The sequence below is a fragment of the Lapillicoccus sp. genome, from assembly GCF_025353065.1.
Taxonomy (GTDB): Bacteria; Actinomycetota; Actinomycetes; order Actinomycetales; family Dermatophilaceae; genus Lapillicoccus.
This window is the reverse complement of the sequence record NZ_JANXRJ010000054.1, coordinates 1-16,940: the sequence shown is the minus strand read 5'-3', so window position 1 is coordinate 16,940 and position 16,940 is coordinate 1. Positions and strand designations below refer to the sequence as shown.

Sequence of the window (16,940 nt, the reverse complement as noted above, 5' to 3'; positions counted from 1 at the left end):
CCGCAGGGAGGTGGCCCGTGCACCAGCAGGGAGGTGGAAGGATGCCGGGCATGCCCCTGTCGACATCGGACGACCAGACGCCGGACCAAGCCGCCGCGACGCGCACCCAGTCGATCCAACGCGCCCGCGCGACCACGGGGTCCTACTCCATCACCGTGCGCCTGCACACGGGCACCGACCCGGCCGTCGTCGGGCAGCTGGCGACCGCCGTGTCGAACGCCGGCGGCATCACCACCGCGCTCGACATCGTGGAGTCCCGGCACGACCGGCTCGTCATCGACCTCACCTGCTCGGCCTCCAACGGCGACCACGCCAACGAGGTCGTCGACGCCCTCCGGGTGATCCCGGGGGTGAGCGTGCACAAGGTGTCGGACCGGACCTTCCTGCTGCACCTCGGCGGCAAGATCAGCGTCGAGCCGACCGTGGCGCTGCGCACCCGCGACGACCTCTCGATGGCCTACACGCCCGGGGTCGGGCGGGTGAGCATGGCCATCGCCGAGCACCCCGAGGACGTGCGGCGCCTCACGATCAAGGGCAACTGCGTCGCCGTCGTGACCGACGGAAGTGCCGTGCTCGGGCTCGGCAACATCGGCCCGTATGCCGCGCTGCCGGTGATGGAGGGCAAGGCCGCGCTCTTCAAGCGCTTCGCCGGCATCGACGCCTGGCCGATCTGCCTCGACACCCAGGACGTCGACGAGATCGTGCGCACCGTCGAGATCATCGCGCCGGGCTTCGGCGGCATCAACCTCGAGGACATCGCCGCGCCCCGGTGCTTCGAGATCGAGGCCAAGCTGCGCGCCCGGCTCGACATCCCCGTCTTCCACGACGACCAGCACGGCACGGCCATCGTCGTGCTCGCCGCCCTGCGCAACGCCCTGCGGTGCATCGACCGGTCGCTCGCGGACGCGCGCATCGCGGTCTCCGGTGCGGGGGCCGCGGGCTCGGCGATCGTGCAGCTCCTCCTCGCGGCCGGGGCCCACGACGTCGTCGTCTGGGACAAGGAGGGCATCCTCCACCGCGACGACACGACGCTGCCGCCGGCCAAGCTCGCGCTCGCCGGCCGGACCAACCCCCGCGGCATCCGGGGCGACCTGCACGACGCCGTCCGTGGCGCCGACGTCTTCATCGGCGTGAGCGCGCCCAACGTCCTGCACCCCGAGTGGATCGACGACATGGCCCCGAAGCGGATCGTCTTCGCGCTCGCCAACCCCGACCCCGAGGTGGACATCGCCGAGGCGTCCAAGCGGGCGACCGTCGTGGCGTCCGGCCGCTCGGACTATCCCAACCAGATCAACAACGTGCTGGCCTTCCCTGGTGTCTTCCGCGGGCTGCTCGACGCCCGGGCCACCCAGGTCACCACGGAGATGCTCATCCGGGCGGCCGACGCCATCGCCTCGGTCGTCGGGCCCGAGCAGCTCAACCCGAACTACATCATCCCCAGCGTGTTCGACCCCGACATCGCCAAGACCGTCGCCGCCGCGATCGTCGGCCCCCGGGCCGACTGACCGGCGGCAGCAGGCGTTCGGGGGAATGGGTTGCCGCGGCCCCGCGTTCATGGGATAGTTGAAAAGCAAACTATCTAGGAGGCCCACGATGCCTGCAGTGACCGTCCCCGACCTGACCGTGCTTCCCCGAGTGCCGCAGTCCGCACCGGCCGCCGTGGTCCGACCCGTCGTCTCCGTGACCACCGCTCCCTCGGGAGTCGAGGGCGAGGGCTTCCCTGTGAAGCGGGCCTTCGCCGGGGTCGACCTCTCCCTGCTCGACCCCTTCATCCACATGGACGAGATGGGCGAGGTCGACTACGCGCCGGGGGAGCCCAAGGGCACGCCCTGGCACCCGCACCGCGGCTTCGAGACCGTGACCTACATCATCGACGGGATCTTCGACCACCAGGACTCGCAGGGTGGCGGCGGCACCATCACCAACGGTGACACCCAGTGGATGACGGCCGGCTCCGGGATGCTCCACATCGAGGCGCCGCCGGAGCACCTCGTCGTGTCCGGCGGGCTCTTCCACGGGTTCCAGCTCTGGGTCAACCTCCCGAGCGCCGACAAGATGATCGCCCCGAAGTACCAGGACCTCCGCTCCGGTGACGTCGCGCTCGCGACCTCCGCCGACGGCGGCAGCCTCTTGCGCGTCATCGCCGGTGACGTCGCGGGCCTGGTCGGTCCCGGGTCCACGCACACCCCGATGGCCATGGTCCACGCGACAGTGTCCCCCGGTGCGCAGCTCGACCTCCCGTGGCGCCGGGACTTCAACGCGCTGGTCTACGTGATGGCCGGAGACGGCTTCGTCGGACCGCAGCAGACGCCGATCGGTGCCGGTCAGCTCGCGGTCCTCGGTCGCGGCGACGCGATGCGGCTCTCGGCCGCCCAGACCCAGCAGCAGCGGTATGCCGCGGGCCTCGAGGTCATGATCCTCGGTGGCCTCCCCATCCGGGAGCCCGTCGCCTGGGCCGGCCCGTTCGTGATGAACACCAACGCCGAGGTGCGCCAGGCCTTCGAGGACTTCCAGGCCGGCCGCCTCGGACAGCCGTTGCCGCACAAGGGAATCGGCGGTTACTCCGCCGGCTGACCGGCGTCCGGCAGCGGAGTGTCGTCGGCGGCGTTCGGAACCGGGAAGCTGACCACTTCTGGACGTGGGACGCCCGAGATATCCCTCCTGTCCGTTTGCGTCCGATCTACCCCAAATATGGCATAAATCGGACATCGTTACCGGACTGTGACCAAGGGTGGACACCTGAACGAATACGTCCCGTGACCTGCGGAAAAACAGCCGTGTCATTCGCCTAATCTCAGACGTGTAACTCGCGAATCCACCCTATTTCCAATGGGATTGGAGTTGTCGCTGTTTCGCATGTGACGAATGAGTCCTACTGTCGTGCTCGTCCCCCGAACCGAGCGCCGACACGCCCGGGCCCCGATCCGGACCCGGTCCGGGTCCTGTGGGGAGACACCCCCGAGACCCGAAGGACTCCCCGTCGTGACCGACCTCCAGCGTCCCCGTTCCCGCACGCTCGTGCGGGGCGTCCGGGTCGCCGTGGCGTCGCTCACGGGGGTGGCGATGCTGTCCGGCGCCGTGCTGAGTGCCCGGGCCGACCAGCCGATCCCCGTCTACCCGTCGGCCGACCAGGTCGCCGGCGCCAAGGCGGCGGCACAGTCGGCCGCCGGTCAGGTCGCGACCCTGGACCGCCAGCTCGCAGCCGCCCGCGCCATGGTGGCGGAGCTCAGCCAGCAGGCCGCGGACGCCCAGGAGGCGGCCAGTGGCGCCAGGCTCGCGCTCGATGCGGCCACCGCCGCAGCCACCACCGCCCAGCAGGCCTCCTCGGCCGCCCAGACCGCCGCCGACGACGCGCGACTGACTCTCTCGCGGTATGCCGCGGAGGTCTACCAGAGCGGCGGCGGCGGGACCGACCAGCTCGATGTGTTCTTCGGCGGGGGCGGCCCGCAGGCCGTGCTCGACCGGGCGTCCGGGGTCCAGGCCGTCGGTGACGAGCGGGCCCGGATGATGACCGACGCGGCGACGGCCTCGAACCTCGCCGCGACGTCGAAGCAGCAGGCCGCCGAGGCGGAGGCCCGTCGCGAGGCGGCCGCCGCCGCCGCCAAGCGGGCCGCCGACAAGGCCCAGCAGGACGCGGCCACGGCAGTAACCCAGACGGCGAACCTCGTGGCCGCGGAGAAGCGGGTCACCGTCCAGCTGGCGGCCCTGCAGAAGACGTCCCTCCAGCTCGAGCAGCAGCGTCAGGCCGGTCTCGCCGCCGAGGAGCAGCGGCGGATCGAGGAGGCCAACCGGCTCAGGGCGGAGGCGGCCGCACGAGCGGCCCAGGCTGCTGCCGCAGCACAGGCCGCGGCGCAGCAGGCTGCTGCCGACGCCGCAGCGCGGTCGGCCCGCACGGCGCGCGACCGGGCCGCAGCCCAAGCGGCGGCCAACGCCGCCCAGCAGGCCGCCGACCGGGCCAACAACAACGGCGGCAACAACGGCGGCAGCTCGTCGGGTGGCAGCTCGAACTCGCCGTCCCCGGTCGTCTACACGCCGCCACCGCCGCCCCCCAGCTCGGGCGGAGTCTCCTCCGTCCTCGCCTACGCCTACGCCCAGCTCGGCAAGGCCTACGTCTGGGGCGCCTCGGGTCCGAACGCCTTCGACTGCTCCGGCCTGACCCTGATGGCGTGGCGGCAGGCCGGCGTGAGCCTCGCGCACTACACCGGCTACCAGTACTCCGAGACGGCGCGGGTGCCGATCAGCCAGCTCCAGCCGGGCGACCTCGTCTTCTTCGGCACCTCCGGCGAGAACAGTCACCACGTCGGCCTCTACATCGGCGGCGGCCAGATGATCCACGCGCCCAACCCCAGCACCGTCGTCCAGATCTCGTCGATCTACTCGATGTCGGACCTGCTGCCCTACGGCGGCCGCCCCTGACGAAGGGGCTCGCGTCCGGCTGTTGCGGAGCTGCTGCGGGATCTACCGTTCATCGTTCAGGCGTCTCGTGGTTCAGGCGTAGTCGAGTGCCCGCGAGTTCTAGGAGTCATGGGGGCTCATCGCGGTCGAGGGTGTGCCACGCTGAGCGTGTGGCGCCCGAAGCGGAGGATGCGAGCATGGGGCGACATCGTGGGTCGTTACCCGTCCCGCCACATGTGCCGCGGTTCGACGAGGAGCTGCGGGCGAACGCCCGAACCGTCCTCCTGGTCCTGCTGGTCCTTCTGTGCATGCTCGGCTGGGGATTCCAGACCATGACCGACGGCCGGGCAAGCGCCGGATTCCGGTGGCTCGGACTGGCGACCGTAGGTGGTGGCGCCCTGGTGGGCGTGTCTTATGGCTTCTACTTTCGCCCGGGGCTGCTCGCCACGGCGCCCTGGCGTCGAGATCCGCTGCGACGCCGGGTGGGTGTCGCGGTGCGCTACGCATGGACCCTTGTTCCCGCAGCTGTGGCCGTCGGGTGGCTGATGGCCAAGGTGCCTCGCTAGTCGATCCGACCGGGTGTGGACACCACGACTCGTTGGCTGCGTGCCGACTCGCTCGACCTCGGCCCGCCGACTCGCGCCACACCCTCGTTGCGAGAGATCCGGCATGGAGGCTTGGGCGTGAAGCGGCTCAGTGCGAGTCCTGCTGCCGCCACCGCGCGGTCGACATCCCGGCATCCTGGGCGCGGGCGATCGACTCGATGACGATCTGCTCGGCGCCCTCGCGGCCGGTCCAGTGGGCGCCCTCGACGGACTTGCCCGGCTCGAGGTCCTTGTAGGTCTCGAAGAAGTGCTGGATCTCGAGCCGGTCGAACTCGCTGACGTGCTCGAGCTCGCGGATGTGCGCCTGACGGGGGTCGCCCGCCGGGACGCAGATGATCTTGTCGTCGCCGCCGGCCTCGTCGCGCATCCGGAACATCCCGATCGGGCGCGCGAGGACCTGGCAGCCGGGGAAGGTCGGCTCGTCGAGGAGGATGAGCGCGTCCAGCGGGTCGCCGTCCTCGCCGAGGCTGTCCTCGACGTAGCCGTAGTCGGCGGGGTAGCTCATCGAGGTGAACAGCAGCCGGTCGAGCCGGATCCGACCGGTCTCGTGGTCGACCTCGTACTTGTTGCGATGCCCTTTCGGGATCTCGACGGTGATGTAGAACTCCACTGTGCCCCCTTGGGCTCGACGTTCTGCGCGACGACTGCGGCACGCGGACATGACCTAGGCTCGGTGAGCAGCCGGGCCCAGTGTCCCGCATGGTGACCGGTTCGTGGCAAGGGGGGTTCATGCGTCGTCCGGCTCTGGTGGTGGGCGCGGTCGTCCTCCTCTCGGTCTGCTACCTCACCCTCGACGTTGCTGACGTCGTCCCCGGGGTGCTCACCCGGGTGCCGCTCGCTACCCCGACGCCGACCCTCACGACGCCGACGGTCGCCGCGACGACCGGACCGCAACCCCACGCCGCCCCCGCCGGTATGCCGCTCGCCGGCACCACGACGACAGCGCCGCTGCCGACCCGCGCCGGTCTGCAGACCGCCCTCCGGGGCCTCCTCTCGGACGCCCGTCTGGGTGCCTCGCCCGCGGTGGTGGTCCGGGACGCGGGCACCGGCGCGGTGCTGCTCGACCAGAGCGCGGCCACGCCCCACATCGCCGCGTCCACCCTCAAGCTGCTCGCGGCCGCGGCCGTCGACTCGGTCTTTCCCGCCGGGGCCACCCTCACGACAAGGGCGGTCCAGGGCGCCACCCCGGATCGCCTGGTGCTCGTCGCAGGCGGCGACACCCTCCTCGCACCGGGTGCCGGTGACCCCGCGTCAGTCGCCGGTCGCGCGGGCCTTGGCGACCTGGCCACCAGGACGGCAACGGCGTTGCGCGCCAAGGGGATCGGCGCCGTGACCCTGTCGGTCGACCTGTCCTACGCCCCGGGCCCGCTCGTCGCGCCGACGTGGGGATCGTCCTACCAGCCGACCGGCCTCACCGGCGCCGTCTCGGCGATCGGGCTGTCGACGCAGCGGGCCGTCCCGGGCCGGCCGGGTCCGGCGGACCCTGCGAAAAGCGCCCGCTCGGCCTTCGCGTCGGCCCTGCGGACCGCGGGTGTCACCGTCGCCATCGACACCACAGAAACCACTGGCACACCCGGCGCCGGAGCCGCGCCGAAGGGCGCCCCCGTCTATGCGTCGGTGACCTCGGCGTCCGTCGGCGACCAGCTGGCCCTCGCGCTGAGCGACTCCGACGACGCCCTCACGGAGACGCTGGCCCGGCAGGCGGCATACAACAGGGGAGTGACCGGCGGCTTCGCGCCGACCGGGGCCTGGCTGCGCGCGACGCTGGGCACGCTCGGCATCGACGTCACCGGCCTCACCGCCGTCGACGCCTCGGGGCTGTCCCGGGAGGACGTCGTGACGGCCCGGATGGTGTCCGACGTCATCGCCCTCGGGACGGGTACGCGGCTGCCCACCTTCCGCGCCACCCTCCGGCAGCTGGCCATCGCCGGGCTGAGCGGCTCGCTCGCCACACGCTTCGACGACCCGAAGACGCAGGTGGCAGCGGGCGTCGTGCGGGCGAAGACGGGCACGCTCACCGGCGTGGGCGCCCTCGCGGGCACGCTCGTCACCGCCGAGGGACGGCTGCTGACCTTCGTCGTCATCGCCAACGCCGTGCCGAGCGGGGTGGGAACGCTGCGGGCGAGGGACGCGTTGGACGAGTTCGTGGCGACGCTCGCACAATGTGGGTGTCGAGCGTGAGCGTCGCGTGCGAGCGGGTGCCGAGCAGGACGACCAGGACAGGCAGAGGACCAGCATGACGGACAGGGCCGACAGCGCAGGAGCCGGCGACACGCAGTTCGTCGACTGGGAGTTCGCCAAGGCGACGGGCCGACGACTGGTCAACCCCGGCCCCAAGGTCGGCGCCGCGGAGGCGGCCGAGATCGTCGGACGGCTGCGCGAGGTCGCCCTCGCCGCCCAGGAGCCGATCGCCCGCACGGCCCGTCTGCACAGCCCGGGTGACGCCCCGTCGGCGATCGTCGTCGACCGGCCCGGCTGGATCGCCGCCAACATCGACTCGATGAAGACCCTGATGGTGCCGATCATCGAGAAAGTCTCTGCGGGAAGCCGGTCGGGCCCGTCGGCCGCGACGGCCATCGGCAGCAAGGTCACCGGCGCGGAGGCGGGAGCCGTGCTGTCCTTCCTCGCCAGCAAGGTGCTGGGGCAGTACGACCTCGCACCCGAGGGCGTCCCGCGGTTGATGCTCGTCGCCCCCAACATCGTCCAGGTCGAGCGCGAGCTCGGCGTCGACCCGCACGACTTCCGGCTCTGGGTCGCGATGCACGAGGAGACCCACCGCGTGCAGTTCACCGCGGTGCCCTGGCTGCGCCAGCACATGATCGACCGCACCCGCACGCTGAGCACCGACCTCGCCCCGACGCCGGCCGAGCTGAGCTCGCGCATCCAGGAGATCGCGCGACGGCTGCCCGAGGCCTTCCAGGCCGGCAGCCAGGGCATCGGCGAGGTCTTCCTCACCCCCGAGCAGCGCGACGGCGTCGCCCGGATCACCGCGATCATGTCCTTGCTCGAGGGCCACGCCGACGTGATGATGGACGACGTCGGCCCCCAGGTCATCCCCACGGTCGCCGACATCCGGGCGAAGTTCAGCCAGCGCCGCGGCGGCGTCTCCGGGCTCGACAAGGTGATCCGCCGGGTCCTCGGGCTCGAGGCCAAGATGCGCCAGTACGCCGACGGCGCCGGCTTCGTCCGCAGCGTCATCGACCGCGTCGGTCTCGACGACTTCAACGCGATCTGGAGCTCCCCAGAGACCCTCCCCACGCCCGCCGAGATCGCCCGGCCGAAGGCGTGGGTCGAGCGCGTGCACGGGCGCTCGATCCCGTCATGACGGGCCCAGCCCCGGCCGTCGCCGCCACCCGGGTCGCGGTGCGCTCCGAGCTCGCCCTCCTGCCCGAGGGCAGTACCGTCCTCGTCGGCTGCAGCGGCGGTCCCGACTCTCTCGCGCTCGCCGGTGCGGTGGCGTTCGAGGCCGGCCGGGTCGGCATGAAGGCGGCCGGGCTCGTCGTCGACCACGGTCTGCAGGCCGACTCCCGGCAGGTCGCCCAGCAGGCCGCCGCGCACGCCCGCACCCTGGGCCTCGACCCCGTCGAGGTCGTCCGGGTCGAGGTCGAGCGCGGGGGCACGGGGCTGGAGGACGCCGCCCGCGTGGCGCGCTACGAGGCCCTCGACCGTGCTGCCGAGCGGCTCGGCGCCGCAGCGGTGCTCGTCGGGCACACCCGCGACGACCAGGCCGAGCAGGTGCTCCTCGGCCTGGCCCGCGGGTCGGGATCCCGCTCCCTCTCCGGTATGCCGCGTCGCCGGGGCCTGCTCGTGCGTCCCTTCATCGGCGTGACCCGGCTCGAGACGGAGGCCGCGTGCGCGGCATACGGGATCGAGCCGTGGCACGACCCCCACAACGAGGACACGAGCTTCACCCGGGTGCGGGCGCGTGCTCTCCTCCGCCGGCTCGAGGACGAGCTGGGTCCGGGAGTGATGGGGGCACTGGCCCGCAGCGCCGAGATGCTGCGCGAGGACGCCGACCTGCTCGACGAGGAGGTCCGCGACCTGCGTCCCCTGCTCGGGGAGCAGCCGTGGTCGGTGCACCAGCTGCTCGAGCTGCCCCGGGCGCTGCGCACCCGGATGTGGCGCCTGCTCGCCCTCGAGGCCGGGTCGGGGGGCGGCCAGCTGAGCTCGGCCCACATCGAGTCGGCCGACGCGCTGCTCACGTCGTGGCACGGGCAGGGTCCGCTCAACCTCCCGGGACACGTGCGGGTGGCTAGGAGCGGAGACCACGTGAGCATGGTGGCGGCGCGTCCGGTTGAATAGGCGCGCCCGCCCGACGACCTGATCGCCGGCCGATGGGCACAGACAGTCAGCCCCCGACCCGAGGAGCACGCCCGTGGATGCCGCCGACATGGGGGCCGACCTCGAGAAGGTCCTCATCACCGAGGAGCAGATCATCGCCAAGCTCGACGAGCTGGGAGCGCAGATCTGGGCGGACTACGAGGGCAAGGACCTGCTGCTCGTCGGCGTGCTCAAGGGGGCGGTGATGGTGATGGCCGACCTGATGCGCGCCCTGCCGGGCACGGCGCCGATGGACTGGATGGCGATCTCCTCCTACGGCTCGGGTACCAAGAGCTCTGGCGTCGTGCGCATCATCAAGGACCTCGACGCGGACATCACCGACAAGCACGTGCTCATCGTCGAGGACATCATCGACTCCGGCCTGACGCTCTCGTGGATCAAGGCCAACCTCGAGTCGCGCCGCCCGGCCTCCGTGGAGATCTGCACCCTGCTGCGCAAGCCTGAGGTCGCCAAGGTGGTCATCGACGTGAAGTACGTCGGCTTCGACATCCCCAACGAGTTCGTCGTCGGCTACGGCCTCGACTACGACGAGCGCTACCGCAACCTGCGCTGCGTCGGCACCCTGGCGGCCTCCGTCTACGCCTAGGCACGGTTGGCACGCCCTGGCCACCGGATCGGCGCGTGACCCCCCTCACGTGGCCGCGCACCCCCGTCCGGAACATGGGGTGACCCCCGCTCGTTCACCTGCGAGAATGGGACCGCGGCCTTCGTCGGCCGCGATCATCCGCCGAGTGGAAGGTCGGGGCGACGCCCCGCACGTACATGGACTTCAAGCGCATTCTTCGCACCCCCATGGTGTGGATCCTCGTCCTCATCGCGGCGACCATCTTCGCCCTGCTCCTCTCCGGTGGCGGTGGGTACTCCCGGATCGACACCTCCAAGGCGATCGCCCTGATCAACCAGCAGGGTGCAGTCAAGTCGGCGGTGCTGCTCAACAACGAGCAGGTGCAGCTGACCCTGAACTCGCCCTACTCCGACGGTGACCAGGTCAAGGACGCGACGAAGGTCTACGCCTATGTCGTCACCGCGCGCGGCCCCGACGTCGTCAAGGCACTCGACGCGACACCGCCGACGCAGGGCTTCACCGACCAGATCGACCAGCCCAGCTGGTTCAGCTCGCTGCTGGTGAGCATCGTGCCGATCATCATCCTCGTCGGGCTGTTCTGGTTCCTGATGGGTCAGATGCAGGGCGGCGGCAGCCGGGTGATGCAGTTCGGCAAGTCCCGCGCCAAGCTCGCGACCAAGGACACTCCGAAGGTCACCTTCGCCGACGTCGCCGGGTGCGACGAGGCCGTCGAGGAGCTGCACGAGATCAAGGAGTTCCTCCAGGAACCCGCGAAGTTCCTCGCCGTGGGGGCGAAGATCCCCAAGGGCGTGCTGCTCTACGGCCAGCCGGGCACCGGCAAGACGCTGCTCGCCCGAGCCGTCGCCGGTGAGGCGGGCGTCCCGTTCTACTCGATCTCCGGCTCGGACTTCGTCGAGATGTTCGTCGGCGTCGGCGCCTCCCGGGTCCGCGACCTCTTCGAGCAGGCCAAGGCCAACGCTCCGGCCATCGTCTTCGTCGACGAGATCGACGCCGTCGGCCGGCACCGCGGCGCCGGCATGGGCGGCGGTCACGACGAGCGCGAGCAGACGCTCAACCAGCTGCTCGTCGAGATGGACGGCTTCGACGTCAAGACCAACGTCATCCTCATCGCCGCGACGAACCGTCCCGACATCCTCGATCCGGCGCTGCTGCGCCCGGGCCGCTTCGACCGGCAGATCGCCGTCGACTCCCCGGACATGCTCGGTCGCCACCGCATCCTCGAGGTGCACTCGCAGGGCAAGCCGATGGCGCCCGACGTCGACCTCCTGGCCGTCGCCCGTCGCACCCCCGGCTTCACCGGAGCCGACCTGGCCAACGTCCTCAACGAGGCCGCCCTGCTGACGGCGCGCAACAACCTCAAGGTCATCGACGACGCCGGCCTCGACGAGGCGATCGACCGCGTCATCGCCGGCCCGCAGAAGCGCACCCGGATCATGTCCGCGCACGAGCGCAAGATGACGGCGTACCACGAGGGTGGCCACGCCGTGGTCGCCGCGTCGATGAACCACACCGACCCCGTCACCAAGGTGACGATCCTCCCGCGTGGCCGTGCGCTGGGCTACACGATGGTCATGCCGCAGGACGACAAGTACTCCACCACCCGCAACGAGATCCTCGACCAGCTCGCCTACGCCCTCGGCGGACGCGTCGCCGAGGAGATGGTCTTCCACGACCCGACCACGGGCGCGGCCAACGACATCGAGAAGGCCACCGCGATGGCTCGCAAGATGGTGACCGAGTTCGGCATGTCGGAGCGGGTCGGGGCGATCAAGCTCGGCCAGTCCACCGGCGAGGTCTTCCTCGGTCGCGACATGGGCCACCAGCGCGACTACAGCGAGGAGATCGCCGGGGTCGTCGACGAGGAGGTGCGCAAGCTCATCGAGAACGCCCACGACGAGGCGTGGCACGTCATCAACGACAACCGCGACGTCCTCGACCGGCTCGTCCTCGACCTGCTCGAGAAGGAGACCCTCAACCAGGCCGAGCTGGCGGCGCTCTTCACCTCCATCGTCAAGCGTCCGATGCGTCCGACCTGGCTCTCGAGCGAGTCGCGGCTGCTCAGCGACCGCCCGCCGGTGCTGACGCCCGCGGAGCAGGCCGCCCAGAACGGGACCAACGGGTTCGCCAGCCCGAACGGGTCCATGGTGTCGAACGGCTACATCACCCAGGACGCCAGCGGCAACGTCGACCTCGGGAAGAAGATCGACGAGGCTGCTGCCGCCGGTGCGCACCCGCTCGCCGAGCAGGAGCCGAGGACGCAGGTCGTCGAGGTCCCCGACGGTGGCCGGGTGGACCCGGCCGAGGACCACTGACCCCCGGTGCCCGTCGACCTGGACCGGGCTGAGGCATCGGTCCGTGAGCTGCTGATCGCGGTCGGGGAGGACCCCGACCGCGAGGGGTTGCGCGAGACACCGGGACGCGTCGCCCGGGCCTACGCCGAGATCTTCGCCGGTCTCGACCAGACGCCGATCGACGTCCTGTCGACGACCTTCGCCATCGACCACGAAGAGATGATCATCGTGCGCGACATCGAGGTCTACAGCACCTGCGAGCACCATCTCGTGCCCTTCCACGGCGTCGCCCACGTCGGCTACATCCCGGCCAAGGACGGCCGGGTGACCGGGCTGTCGAAGATCGCCCGCCTGGTCGACGTCTTCGCCAAGCGGCCCCAGGTGCAGGAGCGGCTCACGACCCAGGTGGCCGACGCCCTCGTCGACATCCTCGGTGTGCAGGGCGTCATCGTCGTCGTCGAGTGCGAGCACCTGTGCATGTCGATGCGCGGTGTCCACAAGCCCGGCTCCCGCACCATCACCTCGGCGGTGCGTGGCCAGTTGCGCGACGCCGCGACCCGGGCCGAGGCGATGTCGCTGCTGCTCGGGGGCAAGCGCTGACCACCGGGACCAGCCAGGGCTCCTCCGGGACGACCCCGCCGCCCGACGAGTCGTCGGGTCGAGCAGCGGGTCCGGGACCCGGGCCCGCGAGACCCGGGGGCGCAACCTCCTCCACCGGCGACCTACGCGCCGGTGCGCCCCGCCTGCTCGGAGCGATGACGTATGCCGTCGGCCTCCTCGATCTCAGCACCGGCCTGGTGCGGGTGTGGCGACCCCGGCTGCACACGCTCATGGACGTCGTCCCGGGCGCCATCACGGTGTCCTTCGCCGCCTCCATCCTTACCGGGGTGCTGCTGCTCGCTCTCGGGCACGGGCTGCGCCGACGCAAGCGACGCGCCTGGCGCACGGTCGTCGCCCTCCTCGCGCTGAGCAGCATCTCGTCGCTGCTGCGCCTCGAGCCCGTCCCGACCCTGGTCTCGGCCGCGCTGTTGGTGACCCTCGTCGTGCGGCGGGACGACTTCCGGGCCCTCGGCGACCCGACGACGCGGTGGCGCGCCGTCCGCGTCTTCGTCCAGCTCCTCGTGGTCGATCTCGTCGTGGGACTGGCTCTGGTCTACTCCGCGCGTCGAGCCTTCGCCGGCGGCACCCCGGCGCTCACGGAGGCGCTCGGCGAGGTCGGCGCCGGCCTCTTCGGCCTCGACGGACCGCTGACCTTCGTCAACGAGCGGGTCGCCGACGTCGTCGGGACCGCGATCGCCGGCCTCGGGCTGCTGACCGGCCTCGCCACGGCATACATGGCCCTGCGCACGCCCGAGCCCCGTCCCGAGATCACCCCGGACGACGAGGACCGCCTCCGGCTGCTGCTGGCCGACTCGGCCGACTCGCTCGGCTACTTCAGCCTCCGCAGCGACAAGAGCGTCATGTGGTCGCCCTCGGGCCGGGCCGCCATCGCCTACCGCGTCGTCAACGGCGTCATGCTCGCCACCGGCGACCCCGTCGGCCCGCCCGACGCGTGGCCCGACGCGATGGAGGCGTTCCTCGCGGAGGCGCGGGCCCATGCCTGGACCCCCGCGGTGCTGGGCTGCTCCGAGGTGGGCGGTCTCGCGTGGGCGAAGACGGCCGACCTGTCGGCGATGGAGCTCGGCGACGAGGCCATCCTCGAGGTCGCGGACTTCAGCCTGGACGGGCGGGCGATGCGCAACGTCCGGCAGATGGTGGCGCGGATCCGGCGAGCGGGCTACGAGACCCAGGTCGCCCGGATCGCCGACGTGCCCGAGTCGGTGCGCACCGTCGTACTCGGGGACGCCCGGGCCTGGCGCAACAGCGAGACCGAGCGCGGCTTCTCGATGGCCCTCGGTCGCGTCGCCGACCCGCGCGACCCGGACGCGGTGCTGGTCACGGCGTGGGAGGGTGGTCGCGTGCGAGGCCTGCTCCAGTTCGTCCCGTGGGGGTCCGACGGCATGTCGCTCGACCTGATGCGGCGTGACGGCGAGGCCGCGTCCGGCATCAACGAGCTGCTCATCGCCGCGGCGATGGCCGCGGCGCCGGGGCTGGGCGTGCGCCGCGTGTCGCTGAACTTCGCGGCCTTCCGCGCCGTCTTCGAGCGGGGTGAGCGACTCGGCGCCGGTCCGCTCCTGCGCGCCCGTCGCTCCGTGCTCATCCTCGCGTCGCGCTGGTTCCAGATCGAGAGCCTCTACCGCTTCAACGCCAAGTTCCACCCCGACTGGAGCAGCCGCTTCCTCGTCTACCCCGGGCCGGCCGATCTGCCACGGGTGTCGATCGCGGCGCTGCAGGCCGAGGCCTACCTCGTCCGTCCCACCTGGCGTCGGCTGAGGGAGGGTCAGGCATGAGCACGATCGTCCCGATACCCCTCCCGTATGCCGTGGGCCGCCCGGTCGTCATGGGCGTCGTCAACGTCACGCCCGACTCCTTCAGCGACGGCGGGGAGTCGTTCGAGCCGTACGCCGCCATCGCCCACGGTCGCGAGATCGTGGCCCAGGGGGCGGACCTCGTCGACGTCGGCGGTGAGTCCACCCGGCCAGGCGCCGAGCGTCCCTCGGTCGAGGAGGAGCTGCGCCGGGTGCTGCCCGTCATCGCCGCCCTCGCGGCCGACGGCACCGTCGTCTCGGTCGACACGATGCGGGCCGTCGTCGCGCGCCAGGCCCTCGAGGCGGGCGCCTCGATCGTCAACGACGTGAGCGGTGGTCTCGCCGACCCCGACATGGTGCCGCTCGTCGCCGAGGTCGGTTGTCCCTACGTCGCCATGCACTGGCGCGGCCACAGCACCGACATGCAGTCGCGGGCCGTCTACGACGACGTCGTCGCCGATGTCTGCCGCGAGCTCGCCGAGCGTCGTGACGTCCTGCTGGCCGGCGGAATCCGGCCCGGGAGCCTGGTGCTCGACCCGGGGCTCGGTTTCGCCAAGGGGCCGGCTCACAACTGGTCCCTCATCGCCCACCTCGAGGCCGTCAGGGCGCTCGGCCACCCCGTCCTGCTCGGAGCCTCCCGCAAGACCTTCCTCGGCCGGATCGGCGTCCTCGACGGTGCACCCCCGAGACCCCCGGCGGACCGTGACGCCGCGACGGCGGCGACGAGCGTGCTCGCTGCCCTCGCCGGTGTGTGGGGCGTCCGCGTCCACGACGTGCCCTCGACGGTGGATGCCCTGGCTGTTGTCGCGTCAACGGCGGCGCACCAGTGATGACGACGGTGCGGCCAGCAGAGCCGCCGAGGACAGAGCGGCGCGCGGTGAGCGGCTCCGACCGGATCCTCCTGGCCGGGGTCGAGGGGATCGGTCACCACGGGGTGCTGGCGTTCGAGAAGGCCGATGGCCAGCCCTTCGTCGTCGACATCGTCCTGGAGCTCGACCTGTCTCGGGCAGGTCGCACCGATTCGCTGGACGACACCGTGTCCTACGCCGACATCGCCACCGACGTCATGGCCCGGATCACCGGGCCCTCGTTCGACCTCATCGAGCGGCTGGCCGGGGTCATCGCCGCCGACGTCCTCGACCGGCCCCTCGTCGACGCCGTCGAGGTCACCGTCCACAAGCCCCAGGCGCCGGTCGGCCAGCCGTTCACCGACGTCGCCGTCCACGTCCGCCGTGAGCGGGGCGTGCCGGTGGTCATCGCCCTCGGCGCCAACCTCGGTCGTGCGTCCGCCGTGCTCGCCGTGCTCACCGACGCGGTGGGCGAGATCGCCGACCTCCCCGGCGTGCGGGTGCGGGCCGTCTCACCACTGGTGGAGACCGACCCCGTCGGGGGCCCCCAGCAGCCGGTCTACCTCAATGCGGTGCTCCTCGCCGACGTGACGCGTGCGCCCCGTGACCTGCTCGCGGGTCTGCACGCGATCGAGGCAGCGCACGGCCGCGTGCGCGAGATCCGTTGGGGGGCGAGAACGCTCGACCTCGACATCATCCAGGTCGGTCGGCCCGGCACGTCGACCGAGCTGCGTTCGAGCGATCCTCGACTGACCGTGCCGCACCCCCGCGCGCACGAGCGGGCGTTCGTGCTGGCGCCATGGTCCATGGTGGATCCCGACGCCCTCGTCCGCGATGACGTCTCGGCCTCGGCGGGCCTACGCCGCATCGGCGACCTGCTCGCTGACCTCGACGACACCGGGGTGCGTCCCGGACCGGAATGGAGCCCGACATGGTGACCCAGGCACACGGCATACGGGCTCGACTGCTGGTGGCGGTGGCCGTCATCGCCGGCGCGATCGCCTGGATCGGCCTCCAGCTGTGGCTGAACTCCGGGCACCCGGCCCCCGTGGTCAGCTGGGCCGCGCTCCCGATCCTCCTGGCGGCCGCGGCCGGCCTCTACTTCTCCGGTCGGCCGGTGAAGCAGCTCGTCGCCGGCACGGCGGTCAAGCCCGTCCACCCGCTCTATGCCGCGCGTATCCTCGCGCTGGCACAGGCCGCCGCCTTGACCGGCGCCGTCATCCTCGGCTGGTACGTCGCGCAGATCATCCACCTCCTCCCGGACGCCGACGTCGCCTCGCAGCAGCAGACGATCCTCGAGCTGGGCCTGCTCGGCGTCGGAGCCATCCTCCTGTCGGTCGCCGGGCTGCTCGTGCAGCGGATGTGCCGCCTGGACAACGACCGCCCCGACCGCCCCGGTGGTCCCCAGTACCCCGGCCAGAATCACCCCGACCGCAACCATCGCGACCGCAACCAGCTGGACCGCA

General features: G+C 71.6%; 15 protein-coding genes. 14 read left to right on the top strand and 1 reads right to left on the bottom strand.

Annotated features, from left to right (window positions below):
• Window positions 1-50: 50 nt before the first annotated feature.
• The 4 genes from Q0R63_RS05245 (at window position 51) to Q0R63_RS05230 (ending at window position 4,961) form a co-directional block, all read left to right on the top strand.
• Window positions 51-1,505, top strand: coding sequence for an NAD-dependent malic enzyme (locus Q0R63_RS05245; RefSeq protein WP_295695044.1), 1,455 nt, complete (start codon window positions 51-53; stop codon window positions 1,503-1,505).
• An 88-nt stretch (window positions 1,506-1,593) separates the two neighbouring features.
• Window positions 1,594-2,574 carry a pirin family protein gene (locus Q0R63_RS05240; protein WP_295694993.1) on the top strand — a complete coding sequence of 327 codons (981 nt, stop codon included), beginning with the start codon at window positions 1,594-1,596 and terminating at the stop codon, window positions 2,572-2,574.
• Between the two features lie 408 nt (window positions 2,575-2,982).
• Entirely contained in the window at window positions 2,983-4,416 is a 1,434-nt protein-coding gene (locus tag Q0R63_RS05235) for a C40 family peptidase (protein WP_295694991.1), read from the top strand.
• Between the two features lie 176 nt (window positions 4,417-4,592).
• A complete protein-coding gene (locus tag Q0R63_RS05230) occupies window positions 4,593-4,961 on the top strand; it encodes a hypothetical protein (RefSeq protein ID WP_295694989.1) in 369 nt (122 codons plus the stop codon).
• Window positions 4,962-5,088: 127 nt separating this feature from the next.
• Here Q0R63_RS05230 and Q0R63_RS05225 read toward each other — a convergent pair whose 3' ends face one another.
• Window positions 5,089-5,610 carry an inorganic diphosphatase gene (locus tag Q0R63_RS05225; protein ID WP_295694987.1) on the bottom strand — a complete coding sequence of 174 codons (522 nt, stop codon included), beginning with the start codon at window positions 5,608-5,610 and terminating at the stop codon, window positions 5,089-5,091.
• Between the two features lie 119 nt (window positions 5,611-5,729).
• Between Q0R63_RS05225 and Q0R63_RS05220 the strand changes: the two genes are divergently transcribed.
• From Q0R63_RS05220 to Q0R63_RS05175, 10 genes are all read left to right on the top strand, one after another.
• Window positions 5,730-7,181 carry a D-alanyl-D-alanine carboxypeptidase gene (locus Q0R63_RS05220; protein WP_295694985.1) on the top strand — a complete coding sequence of 484 codons (1,452 nt, stop codon included), beginning with the start codon at window positions 5,730-5,732 and terminating at the stop codon, window positions 7,179-7,181.
• A gap of 55 nt (window positions 7,182-7,236) precedes the next feature.
• Entirely contained in the window at window positions 7,237-8,325 is a 1,089-nt protein-coding gene (locus tag Q0R63_RS05215; RefSeq protein WP_295694983.1) for a zinc-dependent metalloprotease, read from the top strand.
• Window positions 8,322-9,302 carry a tRNA lysidine(34) synthetase TilS gene (gene tilS / locus Q0R63_RS05210; protein WP_295694980.1) on the top strand — a complete coding sequence of 327 codons (981 nt, stop codon included), beginning with the start codon at window positions 8,322-8,324 and terminating at the stop codon, window positions 9,300-9,302. Before Q0R63_RS05215 ends, tilS begins: the two co-directional genes overlap by 4 nt.
• Window positions 9,303-9,375: 73 nt before the next feature.
• Window positions 9,376-9,927, top strand: a complete 552-nt coding sequence (hpt, locus tag Q0R63_RS05205) for a hypoxanthine phosphoribosyltransferase (RefSeq protein WP_295694978.1) — start codon at window positions 9,376-9,378, stop codon at window positions 9,925-9,927.
• A gap of 176 nt (window positions 9,928-10,103) precedes the next feature.
• A complete protein-coding gene (gene ftsH, locus Q0R63_RS05200; RefSeq protein WP_295694975.1) occupies window positions 10,104-12,239 on the top strand; it encodes an ATP-dependent zinc metalloprotease FtsH in 2,136 nt (711 codons plus the stop codon).
• A gap of 6 nt (window positions 12,240-12,245) precedes the next feature.
• Window positions 12,246-12,818, top strand: a complete 573-nt coding sequence (gene folE / locus Q0R63_RS05195) for a GTP cyclohydrolase I FolE (RefSeq protein WP_295694973.1) — start codon at window positions 12,246-12,248, stop codon at window positions 12,816-12,818.
• Complete coding sequence (locus Q0R63_RS05190) at window positions 12,815-14,608, top strand: phosphatidylglycerol lysyltransferase domain-containing protein (RefSeq protein WP_295695041.1); 1,794 nt, start codon at window positions 12,815-12,817, stop codon at window positions 14,606-14,608. Before folE ends, Q0R63_RS05190 begins: the two co-directional genes overlap by 4 nt.
• Window positions 14,605-15,456, top strand: a complete 852-nt coding sequence (folP, locus tag Q0R63_RS05185; protein ID WP_295694971.1) for a dihydropteroate synthase — start codon at window positions 14,605-14,607, stop codon at window positions 15,454-15,456. The genes Q0R63_RS05190 and folP overlap by 4 nt, the downstream gene beginning before the upstream one ends.
• Before the next feature lie 47 nt (window positions 15,457-15,503).
• Window positions 15,504-16,412, top strand: a complete 909-nt coding sequence (gene folK, locus Q0R63_RS05180) for a 2-amino-4-hydroxy-6-hydroxymethyldihydropteridine diphosphokinase (protein ID WP_295694969.1) — start codon at window positions 15,504-15,506, stop codon at window positions 16,410-16,412.
• On the top strand, window positions 16,406-16,940 hold a 535-nt coding region (locus tag Q0R63_RS05175), incomplete at its 3' end, for a DUF3180 family protein (protein ID WP_295694967.1). The genes folK and Q0R63_RS05175, both read left to right, overlap by 7 nt.

Excerpts from the sequence above, each read along its gene's own strand:
- Q0R63_RS05215 (WP_295694983.1), top strand. The coding sequence starts at position 7,237 with ATGACGGACAGGGCCGACAGCGCAGGAGCCGGCGACACGCAGTTCGTC.
- Q0R63_RS05245 (WP_295695044.1), top strand. The coding sequence starts at position 51 with ATGCCCCTGTCGACATCGGACGACCAGACGCCGGACCAAGCCGCCGCG.
- Q0R63_RS05230 (WP_295694989.1), top strand. The coding sequence starts at position 4,593 with ATGGGGCGACATCGTGGGTCGTTACCCGTCCCGCCACATGTGCCGCGG.
- ftsH (WP_295694975.1), top strand. The coding sequence starts at position 10,104 with ATGGACTTCAAGCGCATTCTTCGCACCCCCATGGTGTGGATCCTCGTC.
- folP (WP_295694971.1), top strand. The coding sequence starts at position 14,605 with ATGAGCACGATCGTCCCGATACCCCTCCCGTATGCCGTGGGCCGCCCG.
- Q0R63_RS05240 (WP_295694993.1), top strand. The coding sequence starts at position 1,594 with ATGCCTGCAGTGACCGTCCCCGACCTGACCGTGCTTCCCCGAGTGCCG.
- tilS (WP_295694980.1), top strand. The coding sequence starts at position 8,322 with ATGACGGGCCCAGCCCCGGCCGTCGCCGCCACCCGGGTCGCGGTGCGC.
- Q0R63_RS05220 (WP_295694985.1), top strand. The coding sequence starts at position 5,730 with ATGCGTCGTCCGGCTCTGGTGGTGGGCGCGGTCGTCCTCCTCTCGGTC.